Origin of the sequence: Arthrobacter sp. NPDC090010 (genome assembly GCF_044748305.1) — a bacterium.
Lineage (GTDB): Bacteria > Actinomycetota > Actinomycetes > Actinomycetales > Micrococcaceae > Arthrobacter_E.
On record NZ_JBIVFT010000002.1, the window covers coordinates 514,844 to 529,995 of the forward strand.

Sequence of the window (15,152 nt, forward strand, 5' to 3'; positions counted from 1 at the left end):
GCAAAGGCCGCTGACGACGAGTCAGCGGCCTTTGCTTCGTACCTCGGGAGGGGTCACTTCTTGTCGAAGAAGTCCCGTGTCTCCTCGTGTTCTGCGTCGGCACGTGCGGCCGAGATGTCCTCAGGGCTCGGTTCCGCGGGGACCTCTGCTGCGGGCTGGGGAGCCTCGGCAGGAGCAGCGACCGACGGAGCACCGACGATCCCCGTGACTTCCGCATCGAATTCCGCGCCGCGCTCCGCGCGAGCCGCGGCCAGATCGGCTCCGGTGATGTTGATCAGACGGGCCACCATGCCGGTCAGCAACGCGCCGGCCAGGGGCGCGACCCAGAACACCCACTGCTGCTGAAGGGCCCAGGGTTCGGCGAACACGGCGGTGGCCAGCGAGCGTGCAGGGTTGAACAGGCTGTTGGACAGGCTCTGGGCGAACTGGGCCAGGACGGCGAGGCTCAGGCCCACCGAGACGGCCGCGGCAGCGACGTTGCGGTTCTTGCCGTCCTTGCTGGCGGCGAGATAGACGGCTGCCAGAATCGCGGAGCAGATGATCTCCACCAGGAGCACGCCGGGCAGCTGAACCTGGAACGGCGAGTGATCGGCATAGCCGGCCGCCACGACGCGGAAGACCTGGTCCACCTTGGTTCCCGCGACATTGCGGAGGACCGCGGCGAGCACCAGGACGGCACCGAAGGCACCGGCCAGCTGGGCCACCAGGTACACGAGGGCGTCCCGCCAGCCGGTACGGCCTGCCACTGCGGAGGCAAGGGTCAGGACGGGGTTGAAGTGCCCGCCACTGATCCGGCCGAAGGCGTACATGACGGCGATCGTTGCCAGGCCCGTGGCGATGGGGCCCGGGAACGGTGCGAGATTGGTGTTGGTGAACATGACGACGCCGGCGCCCGCAAGCACCACCAGGAGCGTTCCCAGCAGTTCCGCACCGGCTCGCAGGCCGAGATGATGGCGCGGCCTCAGTGCCGCTTCAGAGATCGTGGCCGAAGCCGTTTCGGCGCGCTCAGCGTCGACGCGTGTCATGAGGTTCCTGTTCGTCGGAGTCTTCTCGAAAGGGTGCGCCGCGGAGACGGCGCGGGCTCCCAACACCCTGCCACGGCCGGCTGGGAACCGCCTGAAACCCAGTTTAGTCAGTCTGTGCGGTCCGATCATCCTCAGCGGATGAGGACGACGGCGACCACGCTGCAGGCCAGGAGCCCGACCGCCGCCGAGGTTCCGGCGATGGCCAGCGCACGGGGCGCCCCTTCGCCGTCGCGCAGGTGACGGACTCGCTGGACCCCGAAGAAGCACAGCACGACCGTGGCGAGCGCGGCGGCGACAACGGCGACACCGTTGAGGATCGTCACCGTCCCGCTTCCGTCCGCACGCGGCACGAGCCAGGATCGAAGGATGAAGAAGTCCACCACCAGCAGCGACAGCAGCGTCCTCCGCCAGGCGAGGGCGGTGCGCTGTGGCTGAAGCCCCGGGTCCCGGACGGCCATGATCAGTGCCGTACGAGGATGAGCACCGCGAGCACGAGTGCGGCGATGACCACGACCACGCTCATCACCAACAGCACCCAGGAGAAGGGCAATTCCCTGCCGTGACGCATCGCGTCCTCGGCCTGAGCCCACCTGCGGTAGGCCATCGCCGCCAGCGCGGCGCCGATGAGGGCGAGCAGTACGCAGAGCACCACTCGCAGGACCACCGGCGCGATGCCCGGTGCAAGCTGATCGACGGCCACCGCGCCGGCCAGCAAGGCCAGCGAGGTCCGCAGCCAGGCCAGGAACGTCCGCTCATTGGCCAGGGAGAAGCGGTAGTCAGGGGCCGTGCCTTCCTGGCGCCACCGGGGTTGTCGCATGGCTTAACCCTAGCCGTGCTGACCGGATGGTCCGGCTGCACGCACCGGGGTTCCTCGCCACTACGCTTAGGTCCATGGCGATTGCATCGAAGATCCGTGGTTCACTCCTGGGCGGGGCTTTGGGGGACGCGCTCGGATACGCGGTTGAGTTCGACCGGCTCCCGGCGATCCGCGAGCGCTTCGGCTCCGCGGGGCTGCAGGATTTCTCTCAGCTGGGCGGTCCGGTGGACTTCTCGGATGACACCCAGATGACGCTCTACAGCGCCGACGGTCTCAACGAGGCCCTGGCCTGGGCCCGGGAGGGAGTCCGCGCCGACGAACTGGCCTGCGTCTGGCTCGCCTATCTGCGCTGGCTGAAGACCCAGGGCGTGACGGTGCCCGAATCGGCCCCGCAGCCGGTGCCGCGCTGGCTCGATGCACAGCCGGTCATGCAGCATCAGCGCCACCCGGGCAAGGCCTGCCTCTCGGGCCTGGCCGGCGGTGCGATGGGCTCGGTGGCCCGCCCCGTCAACCCGGACAGCAAGGGATGCGGCACCATCATGCGCGCGGCCCCCTTCGGGCTCATCCCGCAGCTTGCGCCCGAGGCGGTGGCAAGGCTCAGCACGGACGCGGCAGCCCTCACGCATGGCCACCCTTCGGCACTGCACTCCTCGGCCCAGTTCTCCCTGCTGATCCACGGCCTGCTCCTCGGTGCGCCGCTCGACGAGGCGGTCTCCGCCCTCGCCGGACGGCTCCAGGACGACCCCGGAACTCCCCCGGAACTCCGGGAACGGGTTTTGAAGGCCATCGACCTGGCCCGGGCCGCCGAGCGGCTCAGCCCCGAGGCGCTCACCGCGGAACTCGGCGAAGGTTGGGTCGCTGAGGAGGCGTTCGCCGTCGCACTCTATGCGGTGCTTGCGACCGCGGGCGCCGCTGATCCCGAGCAGCACCTTCGCGAGGCGCTCGCGCTGGCTGCGACGCACGACGGCGATTCGGATTCAACGGCGTCAATCGCCGGGAACATCGTCGGCGCCTTGCATGGAGACGGTGCACTGCCGCCGTCCTGGTTGGCGTCCGTGAACGGCATCGAGGTCGTGGACCGCATCGCCTCCGAGCTGGCGGCCCTGGTCGGCGAGTAACGCAGCTCAGCGAATAACGCAGCTCAGCGAGTAGCCCGGCCGGCCGTCGGGCCCGAGGTCTGGGGCAGCTGCATCCCGAGCCGTCGGTACAAGTCATCGACGGAGTCCGCGCCCTGCCTCCGGGCGATGTCCACGAGGATTCCGGCGCACGCCCTCGCATCCTCCACCGGATCGTGGTGATGTTCCAAAGGGACCCCCGCATACTGCGCCGCGAAGGGGAGCGAATTGGACGGAAGCCGATAACAACGGCGGGAAAGAACCACCGTGCAGGCGAAGCGGTACCGGGGCGCCCGCTGTCCGGAGATCCTCAGGGCCGAATCGATGACGCCGAGGTCGAAGGCCGCATTGTGCGCCGCGACGACGTCGTCTCCGATGAACTCCTGGATGCGGGGGAAGACCTCCAGGAAACGGGGTTCTTCGGCGACCTCATGAGGATGGATTCCGTGGATGGCGATATTGCGCGGGTCGAAGTGATCGTGTCCGGCGGGCGGGCGGATCAGGAAGGTGTCCTCCGCCACCACCGCTCCCCCGCGGACGCGGATCATGCCGATGGCGCACGGGGAGCCCCAGAATCCGTTCGCGGTCTCGAAGTCGATCGCGGTGAAATCCAGGGCCACCCCACAAGCCTACGCCTCCGCCGGGCGGAGCGGTGCCTCAGGCCGTCGCCCGCCGGATGGTCAGGTAGCCTCCGAGACTCATGGCCGCGACCAGCACCAGGACGACGCCGGCCAGCCCGATCCCTTGAACATGCGCGAAGAACTCGCCGACCGCAGCCCAGTTCCCGGTCCACGTCAGGAGGAAGACCGCCGCCAGGACGATCAGGGCCACCCCGATGCCCATGATCAGTGCTCCGGTGACTCCCCAGCGCTTGTAGACCGTTGCGGACCAGAACCCGGTGGAGAAGAAGAACATGGTGATCACGAAGGAGAGAGCGAGGCTCTGCCACCAGGGACCGTCGAAGAGGAACGGAGTGCGGAAGAAGTAACCGTTCATGCCCCAGCCGCTCGTGGCCGCCTCCAGCTGGGTTCCCACCGTGTACAGCAGGGCCATGCCCAGGGCCACTGCCGCGAACGTGGCGTAGGTGCCCAGGAAGTAGCTGCGGCGCGAGACACTCATGCCGAGCGCGAAGGGGAAGGTCATGGTCAGGCTTTGCAGACCCAGGGCGAAGAAGTACCAGAGTGGCGCGAAGGAGGCGCCACCGCTGTACTTCTCACCGGGAACCAGGGCGAAGATCGCCAGGGAGAGCACGAACGCCCCGCCCAGGATCACCCCCGGCATGCCCAGGAAGGTCCACTTGTTGACCAACTGCATGCGGCTGACCGCCAGGATCCGGCTCATTTGGACACCTCCGTGAATTCGCTTTCAAGATCGTTCAGAACGGCCCGGCTGGGGGCGGAGCCGCCTCCGGTCCGTGCCAGCGACGCGTGCACCACCAGTTGCTGCAGGGAGACCTGTTCCAGGGTCAGGCCGAGTTCGGCGGCCTCCCTCCGCTGGGCTGCATCCAGACGCGCCGAGATGGAGACGGACGCCGTGTTCAGCAGGCGCTCTTCGAAGAGAACCTCGTGCCCCTTCACGAAGCCGGCCACTGCGTCAGCCGGCCCCGAGACCGTGACGGCGGAGCCGCGAATGGCCTCGGCTTCGTCATCCATGATGATCCGCCCACGGTCGATGACCACCACATGCTCCAGCAGATTGGCCACCTCGTCGATCAGGTGGGACGAGAGCACGATGGTGCGCGGGTGCTCGGCGTAGTCCTTCACGAGGTGGTCGTAGAACAGATGACGGGCCACCGCGTCCAGGCCCAGGTACGGCTCGTCGAAGAAGGTCAGTTCGGCCCGGCTCGCCAGGCCGATGATGATCCCCACGGCCGAGAGCTGGCCGCGGGAGAGCTTCTTGATCTGCCGCTTGAGCGGCAGCTGGAAGTCCTCAGCCAGGCGGGCCGCGAATTCCCTGTCCCAGGACTCGAAGAAGAGCGCTGCGGCCTTGAAGGCATGAGCCGGGGTGAAACTCTCGGGGTACTTCTGGGATTCCCGGATGAAACACAGACGGCGGAGCACCGTCTCGTTCTCATACGGGTTCTCGCCGAACACTTCGACCGTCCCGCCGCTGGGGAAGGCCTGCGCGGTGAGGATAGACATCAGTGTGGTCTTGCCGGCCCCGTTGCGGCCCAGCAGACCGTAGATCCGGTCCTTGCCGAAGGTCAGGCTGACCGAGTCGAGCGCTTTGACGTCCTTGTAGCGACGCGTCAGATCCGTCACGCGGACCACGTCCTGATTCATGATGCTGCCTTCCCCTTGGTGCTCTCGTGATTCTCTGGTGACGCCGTCCCGTCCAGGGCCTGCGTCAGCATGGTGAGCAGTTCGGCCCGGGCGATCCCGAGCTTGCCCGCCTCCCTGCAGAGCGGCTCCACGAACTGGGCGCGGAAGCCTTCCTTCCGCCGGCCGAGGAGCCGGTCTCGTGATCCTGCCGCGACGAACATGCCGATTCCCCGTTTCTTGTAGAGGATCCCCTCGTCGACCAGGGTGTTGACTCCTTTGGCCGCCGTTGCCGGATTGATGCGGTAGTACTGCGCGAACTCGTTGGTGGACGGAACCTGCGATTCTTCGGGCAGGGCTCCAGAGACGATGTCGTTCTCGATCAGGGCGGCGATCTGCAGGAAGATCGGCCCGGAGTCGTCAATCATCAACGCCCCCTAACCACATCGGTTCATTACTCATGTAACTAACCATAGAAGCAACGAGGCTGGAGCGCAAGGCCATGGAGCCGGCGTCCAGCCAATCACCAGTGCGAACCCGTAGTCTTGAGGGGTGATTGCTGCCTCCATTGCCGCCGATACCCTGCACGCCATGGCGCGTGTACCCGTACCGACCGCGTCCTTCCTGCCGGACTGGCTGAACCCTCAGGTGTTCCTGGCCGACCCGGCCTTGGCACCCTGGGTGGTGCTGCTGGTCTGCGGCATCATCTTCGCGGAGACCGGATTGCTCGTGGGATTCTTCCTCCCCGGCGATTCGCTGCTGTTCACGGCAGGCCTGCTCGTGGCCACCGGGACCATCAAGTTCAACATCGTCGCCCTGATCCTTCTGGTCATCATCTCGGCCATCGTCGGCAACCAGTGCGGCTATCTGATCGGCCGGAAAGCCGGCCCCGCACTCTTCAACCGGCCCGATTCGCGGCTGTTCAAGCATGAGAACGTGGAGAAGGCCCACCTCTTCTTCGAGAAGCACGGCGGCAAGGCCCTGATCCTGGCCCGCTTCGTCCCCATCATCCGCACCTTCGTCCCGGTCATCGTGGGCGTCGCGGAGTACGAGGCGAAGAAGTTCTTCCTCTTCAACGTCATCGGTGGCGTGCTCTGGGGAGGCGGCGTCACGCTGCTCGGCTACATCCTGGGCGACCGTGTCCCGTGGGTCTCCAAGAACCTGGACCTGATCTTCATCGTGATCGTGCTGGTCTCGGTACTGCCCATCGTCATCGAGGGCATCAAGGGCTACCTGGAGAAGAAGCGGGCCGACAAGGCCTGATACGCGAGAGTCCCCTGATATGCGCGTGTCCCCACCGGATCCGGTGGGGACACACGCATATCAGGGGGATCGAGGCCTCAGGAAAGAGCCTTCACGATCGCCGGCAGAAGGGCTCGGAAGGCCTTCCCCCGGTGGCTGATCGCGTTCTTCTCCTCGCTGCTGAGCTCGGCGCAGCTGCGGCTCTCGCCGTCCGGCTGCAGCACCGGGTCGTAGCCGAAGCCACCGGCACCGCGGGGTTCACGGAGCAAGGTTCCGTCCAGCGTGCCGTATTCGACGACGTCGTACGCCTCCTCGCCGCCTTCGGCACCTGCCGAGGGCGGGACGGTGAGGGCCGCAGCACAGACGAACGACGCCTTGCGATGCGGTTCAGCGATGTCGGAGAGCTGCGCGAGCAACAGGTCGAGGTTGGCCTGGTCGTCACCGTGACTGCCGGCCCAGCGGGCCGAGAAGATGCCGGGAGCACCTCCCAGGATGTCCACGCTGAGCCCCGAATCGTCCGCGATGGAGGGCAGCCCCGTGGCCTCGGCGACCGCACGCGACTTCTTCAGCGAGTTCTCGGCGAAGCTGGTGCCGTCCTCGACGACGTCCGGCACCCCTGCCGTCTCCGCGTCGATCACCTGGGTGTCCACGTCCAGGCCGGGCACCTGGCCGCGCAACAGTTCCCGCAGTTCCTTCAGCTTGCCCGCATTGCGAGTGGCCAGTACCAGCCGGGCCCCGGCCGGGACCTGCGCCTCCGGACGCTCACTCACAGAATCCCCTCCAGGGTCTCCCCGAGCGTCTCCCGCTGGATGGCGGCCAGCTGGCTGGTGCCGATGAGCGCCAGGTCCAGGAGCCGGTTCAGTTCGTCCCGGTCGAACGGCGCCCCCTCGGCGGTTCCCTGCACCTCCACGAACTTCCCGGCCCCCGTGACCACCACGTTCATATCGGTCTCGGCGCGCACATCCTCCACATAGGGCAGGTCCAGCATCGGAACGCCGTCGATGATGCCGACGGAAACGGCCGCGATGGTGTCCACAAGCGGCCTCGCCTTCGGGGCGATGAGCTTGTTCTCCTTGGCGAAGCGCAGCGATTCCGCGAGCGCCACGAAGGCGCCCGTGATGGCCGCGGTCCGGGTGCCGCCATCGGCCTGGAGGACGTCACAGTCCAGGACGATGGTGTTCTCACCGAGGGCCTGGGTGTCGATGATGGAGCGCAGCGAACGGCCGATCAGCCGTGAGATCTCGTGGGTACGCCCGCCGATCTTGCCCTTGACCGATTCGCGGTCCGAACGGGTGTTGGTCGCACGCGGCAGCATGGCGTACTCCGCCGTGACCCAGCCGCGGCCTTCGCCCTTCAGCCAGCGGGGCACGCCCTCGGTGAGGGAGGCGGTGCACAGGACCCGGGTGTTGCCGAACTCGATGAGCGCGGATCCCTCGGCCTGGTTGGACCAGCCCCTGGTGATGCTGATGGGGCGAAGCTGCTCGGGGGTGCGGCCGTCGGCGCGCACGGATGCGTCGTGTGGAAGCGTGGGGGTCATGCCTCTAGCGTATCCCCGGATGCTCCCCATCACCTTCCGTCCGGTGCACTCAGAGCTGGTAGTGAACCCCCGCGACGGCGACCGCGACACCCTCGCCGAACACGTCCCGCGCCTCGTGAAGCACCTTCGTGGTGTCCGTCCAGACGGGGATGTGAGTGAGCAGTAGTCTCCGGGCGCCGGCCTCCACTGCGGCCTCACCGGCCCGCTTGCCCGTGAGATGAACGTCCTTGATGTCGTCGTCACGGCCTTCTTCGAAGGCCGCCTCGCACAGGAAGAAGTCGGTGTCCCGCGCCGCCTCGACGAGTTCCGGACAGGAATCGGTGTCGCCCGAGTAGCTCAGGACGCTCTCCTTGACCGTGCCGTCCTCGAGTTCCTGGCGGCACTCGACCCGCAGCGCGTAGGCCTCTTCGATGGGATGGTTGACCGCGAACGGGGTGATGGTGAACGGGCCGAGCTTCACGGGCTCCCTCGCGGTCCAGGACGCGAAGTCGAAGTCCTCATGCATGCCCGGGTCCAGAGGCAGGCCATAGGCGGTGGCCAGCCGGTCCGCCGTCGCCGCCGGGCCCCAGACGGGGATGCGTCCGCGATCCCAGCCGCCTGGCTTCCAGTGCACGGCGACGTGCAGACCACAGAGGTCCATGCAGTGGTCCGGGTGCAGGTGGCTGAGGAAGACACCGTCGATGTCCTCCAGATCGGTGTACCGCTGCAACGCGCCCAGCGCGCCGCTGCCGAGGTCCAGGACGATCTTCCAGCGTTTGCCGCCGCTGTCCGCGGTGAGCAGATAGCACGACGCCGGCGAACCGGGCCCGGGGAAACTTCCGGTACAGCCCACGATGGTCAGTTTCATCCCCGAACCCCGTCTCTGAAATCCTTGGCCACGAAGTGCGAGATCCTCGGCTGCCCGGCAGCGGCACGGGCGGCTTCCAGCATCTCCGGGGTGATCTTGGCCAGACTCCCGGTCGGGTAGCTGGCGGAGACGTGCTCGACGTGTTCCACGCTCCCCACCTCGGGACCGAGGAAGCGCCTGGCCAGCCGTCCGAAGCCCTCGGCGTCGCCGGTGGCCACGAAATGATGCCGCGGCGCCGAACCGTCCTGGCGTTCCAGTCCGTGACGCAGGAGGGAACGATAGACGTCCTTCGCCGTCTCCTCGGCACTGGAGACGAGCGTGACGTCCTCCCCCATCACATAGGAGATGACACCGGTAAGCAGTGGATAGTGCGTGCACCCCAGAACCAGGGTGTCCACACCGGCGCTCTTGAGCGGCTCCAGATAGCCCTCTGCGAGCTCCAGAAGCTCAGGGCCGGTCGTGACGCCCGCCTCCACGAAAGGCACGAACTCCGGGCAGGCCACGGAACGCACCTCGAGGTCGGGAGCCGCCGCGAAGGTGTCCTCATAGGCGCGGGAGCCGACAGTGGCGGAGGTTCCGATGACGCCGATGCGACCGTTCCGGGTGGCCGCGACCGCACGGCGGACAGCCGGCTGGATGACCTCGATCACCGGAATGCCGTATCTCGCTTCGTACCGCTCACGGGCATCTCTCAGGACGGCGGCGGAAGCCGTGTTGCAGGCGATGGTGAGCAGCTTGACCCCGGAGTCGACCAATTCGTCCATGATGCCCAGGGCGTTGGCCCGCACCTCGGCGATCGGCAAGGGGCCGTACGGGCCGTTGGCGGTGTCACCGACGTAGAGCACGGCTTCGTGCGGCAGCTGGTCGATGACGGAACGGGCGACCGTCAGTCCTCCGACACCGGAGTCGAAAATGCCGATGGGACGCTCCGAACGAGGCAGTTGCCCACCGTTCCCATCCTCTGCGGCTGGGAAAAGCTCCGCGCCCGGCAGACTCATGATGTCTCCTCGTCACCGGCCGGGGCGTCCGTGGCGTTGTCGAGGCCGTAGCTCATGGCCTGGACGAGCGACTCCTGGAGCCACGTCACAAAGTTGTAGACCACCGAAAGATAGCTCTCCAGGTCGTCCGCCTTCGACCAGTCCTGGGCCGCGTGCACGGCTTCAGCATCGGCCTCGGTCCGGATGCTGAGCCTTTCGCTGACCACGAGACGGACATCGTTGAGAGCCACCGCCAGCTGACGTGCCTGTTCCTGATCCAGCTGCAGCTCGGCATTCTCCAGCAACAACGAAGCCGCCCGCAGAGAGCCGACCTTTCCATGCCGCAGCGAGCGTTCGCTGAGCCGACGGAACTCCAGTGCCGCTTCATCGTCGTCCTTGACGCCGTCCGGAAGGAGGCGCCTCAGCGCCGGGTCCTGGGGCGGGGCCACATCAGGGTCGAAGCCGATGAGTTCGACCAGAGGATCCTCCAGCGGAGACACCTCGGGTTCGAGCATCTGGATGACGTCCGCGAAGAGCTTGCGGAGCAGTTCGCGTTCCTCGTCCTCCAACTGCCCGGAGATTCCACGGCGGCCCGGTACGAATGATCTAGCCACGCTGTCCCTTCCCACCGTCGCCGGCCTTCTCCACCGTCGCCCAGAGGCCGTAGCCGTGCATGGCGACCACGTGCTGTTCCATGCGCTCACGCCCGCCGTGCGCCACGATCGAACGCCCCTTGCGGTGAACCTCCATCATGAGCTTGTCCGCCTTGCGCTCCGAGTACCCGAAGTAACTGCGGAACACGTAGGAGACGTAGCTCATGAGGTTCACGGGGTCGTTCCAGACCACCAGGTTCCAGGGGGTGTCGCTCACGGTGTGCTGCTCCACCTGCTCCTCATGACGGACCTCGGGATCCGTCATGGCGGCAAGCCTGATCTCTGCCGTGGCTGTGGAATTCATTGCTCCATTCTAGGCAGTCCGCAGGCGCCCCGGTGTCCGGGCCCGGGGTGAGCTATTACAGTGTGTGTGGTGAGTAGCACTTGGGAGCATCCCCGTACCTCGCTGTACACCGATCATTACGAGCTCACGATGGTGCAGGCCGCCCTGGAATCCGGCGCCGCCCATCGAAGCTCCGTCTTCGAAGTCTTCGCCCGGCGCCTGCCGGACGGCCGACGCTACGGCGTGGTGGCCGGAACGGGCCGCCTGCTCGAAGGGATCCGGAACTTCCGCTTCGGGCCGGACGAACTGGACTTCCTGCGCAGCACCGGGGTCGTGAACGAGAAGACGCTGGCCTTCCTCGCCTCGTACCGTTTCACCGGCAACATCTGGGGTTACGCCGAAGGCGAGCTGTACTTCCCCAACTCGCCGCTGCTGGTGATCGAATCGACATTCGCCGAGGCCTGCATCCTGGAGACCTACGTCCTTTCGGTCCTGAACCACGACAGTGCCATCGCCTCGGCCGCCTCCCGCATGGCCTTGGCTGCCCGCGGACGCCCCTGCATCGAGATGGGTTCACGCCGCACCCACGAGGAATCGGCCGTCGCCGCCGCAAGGGCAGCCATGATCGCCGGCTTCTCCAGCACCTCGAACCTTGAAGCCGGGCTGCGGTACGGGCTGCGGACGTTCGGCTCCGCCGCGCACTCCTTCACCTTGCTGCACGACACCGAGCGCGACGCCTTCGAGGCCCAGCTGAACTCCCTCGGACCGGATACCAGCCTGCTCGTGGACACCTACGACGTCGAGAAAGCGGTCCGCACCGCCGTCGAGCTGGCGGGCGACAAACTCGGCGCCGTCCGCCTGGACTCCGGCGATCTGGTCGCCCAGGCCCAATGGGTCCGCCAGCTTCTCGACGAGCTCGGCGCCGTCAACACACGGATCGTCGTCACCAGCGATCTGGACGAGTACGCCATCGCCGCCCTGCAGTCCGCCCCGGTCGACTCCTACGGCGTCGGGACGTCCTTGGTGACCGGGAGCGGCGCCCCGACCGCCGGGATGGTCTACAAGCTGGTCAGTCGTGCCGACGACGACGGCAATTTCGTCTCGGTGGCGAAGGCCGCCAAGAACAAGGCGAGCGTGGGCGGGCGCAAGTACGCTCTGCGCCGTCTCAACGGCTCCGGCACCGCGACCGCGGAAGTGATCGGCATCGGCCACCGCCCCGCGGATGATGGGAACGACCGTGAACTCATGGTCCAGCTCGTGCAGGACGGCGAGATCCTGCCCGGCTGGACCGGTCCGGAAGCCGTTCAGCGCGCCCAGGAACGCCACGCGGCGTCGATGTCCGAGATGCCCGCATCCGTGAACCGGCTGCAACGCGGCGAACCCGTCATTACCACCGTGTACGAGGAGACACCATGAGCAAGGCCCTGATCATCGTCGACGTCCAGAACGACTTCTGCGAAGGCGGTGCCCTGGCGGTCGACGGAGGAGCCGCCGTCGCCGCCGGCATCAGCGAACATCTGGACGACCACGGTCATCTCTATGACCACGTCGTCGCCACTCAGGATTGGCATGTGGACCCCGGGGCACACTTCTCCGACACCCCCGATTTCCAGGACTCCTGGCCGCCGCACTGCCGGGCGGGAAGCCACGGCGCGGAGCTTCACCCGGATCTGGACCAGGAGTTCGTCGAGGCGTTCTTCCGCAAAGGCCGCTTCTCCGCGGCGTACTCAGGTTTCGAGGGACTCCTGGCCCCCGAAGACGCGGTGTCCAGCGGCGATCGTCAGCCCGGCACGCTGCCTGCGGAGGACGAAGACGGCGAGAGCCTGGACGAATGGCTTCAGAACAACGACGTCGACGAGCTGGTGATCGTGGGCATCGCCACCGACCACTGCGTCCGCGCCACCGCCCTGGACGGGGTACAGGCGGGCTACTCGGTCACGGTTCTGCGTGAGCTGACCGCCTCCGTGGCGGAGGACCCTGAGCCGACCTTCGACGAGCTGGAGGACGCCGGCGTCGACGTCGCCTGATTCCTGGCCTGTGCGCTCAGTTGTGGCGGGTGATTCAGCGGAACACCCGCCACAACTCTGAGCACACAACGGCTGGAAACTCACTTCCGTCCGACGAACCAGCCCTGAATCTTCGCCAGTCGCGCCTTGAGCTGGTCTTCGCTGGCCTGGGCCACGGCCGGCCCGCCGCACACTTCACGCAGTTTGTTGTGCACCATGCCATGCGGCGTCCCGGTACGCGCGGACCATGCGGAAACGCTCTTGGCCAGCTCATTGCGCAGATCCATGAGCCGACGGTGGTCGGGGACTCCGGGTGCCGACGTCGGTCCGGCCGGGCCCTTCTTGCGGCGTGATTGCTGCTCTGCCTGGCGTTGCCGTAGGAGGACCCCCACCTGGTCGGCGTCCAGCAGACCGGGAATGCCGAGGAAGTCCTGCTCATCCTCGCTGCCGATGTCTCCGCCGGTGCCGAACTCGCCGCCGTCGAACAGGACGCGATCGAAGGCCGCCTGAGAATCGAGCGCCTCGAACTTGCCCTTGGTCAGCGAGTCGGACGCCTTCTCCTCGCGGTTCGCCTCGTCCAGGAGAGAATCCTCGGGGTTGAACAGCCCGTCCTCGTCCTCGTTGCGAGGCCGGTCGAGGGCGTGGTCGCGTTCGGCCTCCATGGAGTTGGCCAGACCCATCAGGGGTGGCACGGAGGGCAGGAAGACAGAGGCCGTCTCACCTCGTTTACGGGCGCGCACGAAACGACCCACCGCCTGCGCGAAGAACAACGGCGTCGAGGTCGAGGTCGCGTAGACGCCCACCGCGAGGCGGGGCACGTCGACGCCTTCCGACACCATGCGGACGGCCACCATCCATCGGGAGTCCCCGTCGGAGAACTCCTCGATCTTGCTGGAGGCCTTGGCGTCGTCGGAGAGGATCACGGTCGGCGACTGGCCTGTGATCCTCTTCAGCTGGCCGGCATAGGCACGGGCGTCCTCGTGGTCGGTGGCGATCACCAGTCCGCCCGCATCGGGCACGGTATGCCGTACCTCGGAGAGCCGACGGTCGGCGGCCGAGAGCACCGCCGGGATCCACTCGCCTTGCGGGTTCAGCGCGGTCCGCCAGGCCTGCGAGGTCACGTCCTTGGTGACGGCGGCCTCACCCAGGGATGCGGCCATCTCCTCCCCCGCGCTCGTCCGCCAGCGCATCTGACCGGAGTAGGCCATGAAGATCACCGGACGGACCACGTGGTCACGCAGGGCACTGCCGTAGCCGTAGCTGTAGTCCGCCTTGGAGCGGCGGATGCCCTCCTTGTCCTCGCTGTACTCGACGAACGGGATCGGCGAGGTGTCGGAACGGAAGGGGGTACCGGTCAGGCTGAGGCGGCGCACTGCGGGATCGAAGGCCTCCCGCAGTCCGTCGCCCCAGGAGAGAGCTTCGCCGCCGTGGTGGATCTCGTCCAGGATCACGAGCGTCTTGGCCGCTTCGGTGCGAGCCCGGTGCAGCATGGGCTTCATGGCCACCTGCGCGTAGGTCACGGCGACGCCGATGAAGCCCTGTCCGTGGCGTCCGTCCGAGTTCTTGAAATTAGGGTCGATGGCCAGGCCCACCTTGGCCGCCGCATCGGCCCACTGCCGTTTCAGGTGATCCGTGGGCGCGACGATGCAGATGCGGTTCACGACGCCGGAGTCCACCAGAGTGGTGGCCACCCGCAGGGCGAAGGTCGTCTTACCGGCGCCCGGCGTCGCCACCGCGAGGAAGTCCTGCGGTTTGGTGCTGAGGTACTTGTCCAGCGCCTCCTGCTGCCAGGCACGCAGTTTGGGAGCGGTTCCCCAGGCCGCGCGCTCCGGGTAGGCCGGTGGGAGGGTCGGTCCGCCGAAGAGCGTGTCCGTCATGGGAAAAGGTGCCTCCAGGGTCACGGAAGTCAGGGCTTGGCTCAGGGCACGCGCAATACGCGCGAAGATCGGACGACGACGGCGGTCTCCACCGCCGTCGGACGGTTCAGACTACTTGGCCCCGCCGTCGTCGTTGCCGCCGTCCTTGCCCGGACGGAGACCTTCATAGATCTCTTTGCACGTGGGGCAGACCGGGAACTTCTGCGGGTCGCGTCCGGGCGTCCAGACCTTGCCGCACAGCGCGATCACGGGTTCGCCGGTCAGGGCGGACTCCATGATCTTCTCCTTGCGCACATAGTGCGAGAAGCGCTCATGGTCGCCCGGCTCCACCGTTTCGCGCTGCTCAGTGCGCTCGATGGTGGCCGTGGAGCCGCCGGGTCCGGAGAGCTCGCGCGACGGGTCGTTCTCGAAGGGATCCGGAGGCAGAGTCATGCCACTCATTCTAGCGTGTGACGTTCATGCTCGCGGTCCCCGCGGCGCGCTTCAGCGGGGCTCCGGGCGTGTCGCCCCGGCAT

At 67.1% G+C, this 15,152-nt stretch carries 18 protein-coding genes and 1 pseudogene; 4 read left to right on the top strand and 15 right to left on the bottom strand.

All coding sequences use genetic code 11. From position 1 onward, the window contains the following. Positions 1–53: 53 nt before the first annotated feature. The 3 genes from ACIPXZ_RS05185 to ACIPXZ_RS05195 all read right to left on the bottom strand — a co-directional run bounded on the left by ACIPXZ_RS05185 (position 54) and on the right by ACIPXZ_RS05195 (position 1,842). Positions 54–1,025, bottom strand: coding sequence for an MIP/aquaporin family protein (locus ACIPXZ_RS05185; protein ID WP_400591052.1), 972 nt, complete (start codon positions 1,023–1,025; stop codon positions 54–56). Between the two features lie 131 nt (positions 1,026–1,156). Next, positions 1,157–1,483 (bottom strand): DUF202 domain-containing protein, encoded by a 327-nt coding sequence (locus ACIPXZ_RS05190; RefSeq protein WP_400591053.1) that lies wholly within the window; start codon positions 1,481–1,483, stop codon positions 1,157–1,159. Between the two features lie 2 nt (positions 1,484–1,485). Beyond that, the gene (locus ACIPXZ_RS05195) at positions 1,486–1,842 is read right to left on the bottom strand and encodes a YidH family protein (protein WP_400591054.1); all 357 of its coding nucleotides are present in this window, start codon (positions 1,840–1,842) and stop codon (positions 1,486–1,488) included. Between the two features lie 74 nt (positions 1,843–1,916). Here ACIPXZ_RS05195 and ACIPXZ_RS05200 point away from each other — a divergent pair, with 74 nt between their 5' ends. Beyond that, positions 1,917–2,960 carry an ADP-ribosylglycohydrolase family protein gene (locus ACIPXZ_RS05200; protein WP_400591055.1) on the top strand — a complete coding sequence of 348 codons (1,044 nt, stop codon included), beginning with the start codon at positions 1,917–1,919 and terminating at the stop codon, positions 2,958–2,960. A 59-nt stretch (positions 2,961–3,019) separates the two neighbouring features. On the opposite strand, the pseudogene ACIPXZ_RS05205 reads toward ACIPXZ_RS05200, so the two are convergent. The 4 genes and pseudogenes from ACIPXZ_RS05205 to ACIPXZ_RS05220 form a co-directional block, all read right to left on the bottom strand. Then, positions 3,020–3,577, bottom strand: a pseudogene (locus tag ACIPXZ_RS05205) (3'-5' exonuclease); the annotation flags it as partial. 37 nt (positions 3,578–3,614) lie between these two features. Beyond that, positions 3,615–4,298 (bottom strand): hypothetical protein, encoded by a 684-nt coding sequence (locus ACIPXZ_RS05210; protein WP_400591056.1) that lies wholly within the window; start codon positions 4,296–4,298, stop codon positions 3,615–3,617. After that, a complete protein-coding gene (locus ACIPXZ_RS05215; RefSeq protein WP_400591057.1) occupies positions 4,295–5,239 on the bottom strand; it encodes an ABC transporter ATP-binding protein in 945 nt (314 codons plus the stop codon). The genes ACIPXZ_RS05210 and ACIPXZ_RS05215 overlap by 4 nt, the downstream gene beginning before the upstream one ends. Further along, a complete protein-coding gene (locus ACIPXZ_RS05220; RefSeq protein WP_400591058.1) occupies positions 5,236–5,643 on the bottom strand; it encodes a GntR family transcriptional regulator in 408 nt (135 codons plus the stop codon). Before ACIPXZ_RS05220 ends, ACIPXZ_RS05215 begins: the two co-directional genes overlap by 4 nt. Positions 5,644–5,806: 163 nt before the next feature. On the opposite strand from ACIPXZ_RS05220, the gene ACIPXZ_RS05225 reads away from it, so the two are divergent. Continuing rightward, on the top strand, positions 5,807–6,478 hold the full coding sequence (locus tag ACIPXZ_RS05225; protein WP_400591059.1) for a DedA family protein: 672 nt from the start codon (positions 5,807–5,809) through the stop codon (positions 6,476–6,478). Positions 6,479–6,555: 77 nt separating this feature from the next. Here the strand turns inward: ACIPXZ_RS05225 and rdgB are convergent, their stop codons facing one another. The 6 genes from rdgB to clpS are packed head-to-tail and all read right to left on the bottom strand — an operon-like array spanning position 6,556 to position 10,736. After that, positions 6,556–7,227: an RdgB/HAM1 family non-canonical purine NTP pyrophosphatase gene (gene rdgB, locus ACIPXZ_RS05230; protein ID WP_400591060.1), complete on the bottom strand. Its 672-nt coding sequence runs from the start codon at positions 7,225–7,227 to the stop codon at positions 6,556–6,558. After that, on the bottom strand, positions 7,224–7,994 hold the full coding sequence (gene rph / locus ACIPXZ_RS05235; RefSeq protein ID WP_400591061.1) for a ribonuclease PH: 771 nt from the start codon (positions 7,992–7,994) through the stop codon (positions 7,224–7,226). The genes rdgB and rph overlap by 4 nt, the downstream gene beginning before the upstream one ends. 49 nt (positions 7,995–8,043) lie before the next feature. After that, complete coding sequence (locus ACIPXZ_RS05240; RefSeq protein WP_400591062.1) at positions 8,044–8,841, bottom strand: MBL fold metallo-hydrolase; 798 nt, start codon at positions 8,839–8,841, stop codon at positions 8,044–8,046. Continuing rightward, complete coding sequence (murI, locus tag ACIPXZ_RS05245) at positions 8,838–9,839, bottom strand: glutamate racemase (protein WP_400591063.1); 1,002 nt, start codon at positions 9,837–9,839, stop codon at positions 8,838–8,840. The genes ACIPXZ_RS05240 and murI overlap by 4 nt, the downstream gene beginning before the upstream one ends. After that, on the bottom strand, positions 9,836–10,432 hold the full coding sequence (locus tag ACIPXZ_RS05250) for a DUF2017 domain-containing protein (protein ID WP_400591064.1): 597 nt from the start codon (positions 10,430–10,432) through the stop codon (positions 9,836–9,838). Before ACIPXZ_RS05250 ends, murI begins: the two co-directional genes overlap by 4 nt. Beyond that, positions 10,425–10,736: an ATP-dependent Clp protease adapter ClpS gene (gene clpS, locus ACIPXZ_RS05255; RefSeq protein ID WP_400591107.1), complete on the bottom strand. Its 312-nt coding sequence runs from the start codon at positions 10,734–10,736 to the stop codon at positions 10,425–10,427. The genes ACIPXZ_RS05250 and clpS overlap by 8 nt, the downstream gene beginning before the upstream one ends. 108 nt (positions 10,737–10,844) lie before the next feature. Between clpS and ACIPXZ_RS05260 the strand changes: the two genes are divergently transcribed. Together ACIPXZ_RS05260 and ACIPXZ_RS05265 are read left to right on the top strand one after the other, a co-directional pair. Beyond that, complete coding sequence (locus ACIPXZ_RS05260) at positions 10,845–12,170, top strand: nicotinate phosphoribosyltransferase (protein WP_400591065.1); 1,326 nt, start codon at positions 10,845–10,847, stop codon at positions 12,168–12,170. Beyond that, positions 12,167–12,781 carry an isochorismatase family protein gene (locus ACIPXZ_RS05265; RefSeq protein ID WP_400591066.1) on the top strand — a complete coding sequence of 205 codons (615 nt, stop codon included), beginning with the start codon at positions 12,167–12,169 and terminating at the stop codon, positions 12,779–12,781. The genes ACIPXZ_RS05260 and ACIPXZ_RS05265 overlap by 4 nt, the downstream gene beginning before the upstream one ends. An 80-nt stretch (positions 12,782–12,861) precedes the next feature. Here the strand turns inward: ACIPXZ_RS05265 and ACIPXZ_RS05270 are convergent, their stop codons facing one another. Both ACIPXZ_RS05270 and ACIPXZ_RS05275 read right to left on the bottom strand, forming a co-directional pair. Further along, positions 12,862–14,637, bottom strand: a complete 1,776-nt coding sequence (locus tag ACIPXZ_RS05270; protein ID WP_400591067.1) for a DEAD/DEAH box helicase — start codon at positions 14,635–14,637, stop codon at positions 12,862–12,864. A gap of 111 nt (positions 14,638–14,748) precedes the next feature. Next, a complete protein-coding gene (locus tag ACIPXZ_RS05275; RefSeq protein ID WP_400591068.1) occupies positions 14,749–15,078 on the bottom strand; it encodes a DUF3039 domain-containing protein in 330 nt (109 codons plus the stop codon). Between the last annotated feature and the right edge of the window lie 74 nt (positions 15,079–15,152).

Bases quoted from the DNA above. Each gene is read 5' to 3' on its own strand.
- ACIPXZ_RS05185 (WP_400591052.1), bottom strand. From the start codon at position 1,025: ATGACACGCGTCGACGCTGAGCGCGCCGAAACGGCTTCGGCCACGATC.
- ACIPXZ_RS05190 (WP_400591053.1), bottom strand. From the start codon at position 1,483: ATGGCCGTCCGGGACCCGGGGCTTCAGCCACAGCGCACCGCCCTCGCC.
- ACIPXZ_RS05195 (WP_400591054.1), bottom strand. From the start codon at position 1,842: ATGCGACAACCCCGGTGGCGCCAGGAAGGCACGGCCCCTGACTACCGC.
- ACIPXZ_RS05200 (WP_400591055.1), top strand. From the start codon at position 1,917: ATGGCGATTGCATCGAAGATCCGTGGTTCACTCCTGGGCGGGGCTTTG.
- ACIPXZ_RS05210 (WP_400591056.1), bottom strand. From the start codon at position 4,298: ATGAGCCGGATCCTGGCGGTCAGCCGCATGCAGTTGGTCAACAAGTGG.
- ACIPXZ_RS05215 (WP_400591057.1), bottom strand. From the start codon at position 5,239: ATGAATCAGGACGTGGTCCGCGTGACGGATCTGACGCGTCGCTACAAG.
- ACIPXZ_RS05220 (WP_400591058.1), bottom strand. From the start codon at position 5,643: ATGATTGACGACTCCGGGCCGATCTTCCTGCAGATCGCCGCCCTGATC.
- ACIPXZ_RS05225 (WP_400591059.1), top strand. From the start codon at position 5,807: ATGGCGCGTGTACCCGTACCGACCGCGTCCTTCCTGCCGGACTGGCTG.
- rph (WP_400591061.1), bottom strand. From the start codon at position 7,994: ATGACCCCCACGCTTCCACACGACGCATCCGTGCGCGCCGACGGCCGC.
- ACIPXZ_RS05240 (WP_400591062.1), bottom strand. From the start codon at position 8,841: ATGAAACTGACCATCGTGGGCTGTACCGGAAGTTTCCCCGGGCCCGGT.
- murI (WP_400591063.1), bottom strand. From the start codon at position 9,839: ATGAGTCTGCCGGGCGCGGAGCTTTTCCCAGCCGCAGAGGATGGGAAC.
- clpS (WP_400591107.1), bottom strand. From the start codon at position 10,736: ATGACGGATCCCGAGGTCCGTCATGAGGAGCAGGTGGAGCAGCACACC.
- ACIPXZ_RS05265 (WP_400591066.1), top strand. From the start codon at position 12,167: ATGAGCAAGGCCCTGATCATCGTCGACGTCCAGAACGACTTCTGCGAA.
- ACIPXZ_RS05270 (WP_400591067.1), bottom strand. From the start codon at position 14,637: ATGACGGACACGCTCTTCGGCGGACCGACCCTCCCACCGGCCTACCCG.
- ACIPXZ_RS05275 (WP_400591068.1), bottom strand. From the start codon at position 15,078: ATGAGTGGCATGACTCTGCCTCCGGATCCCTTCGAGAACGACCCGTCG.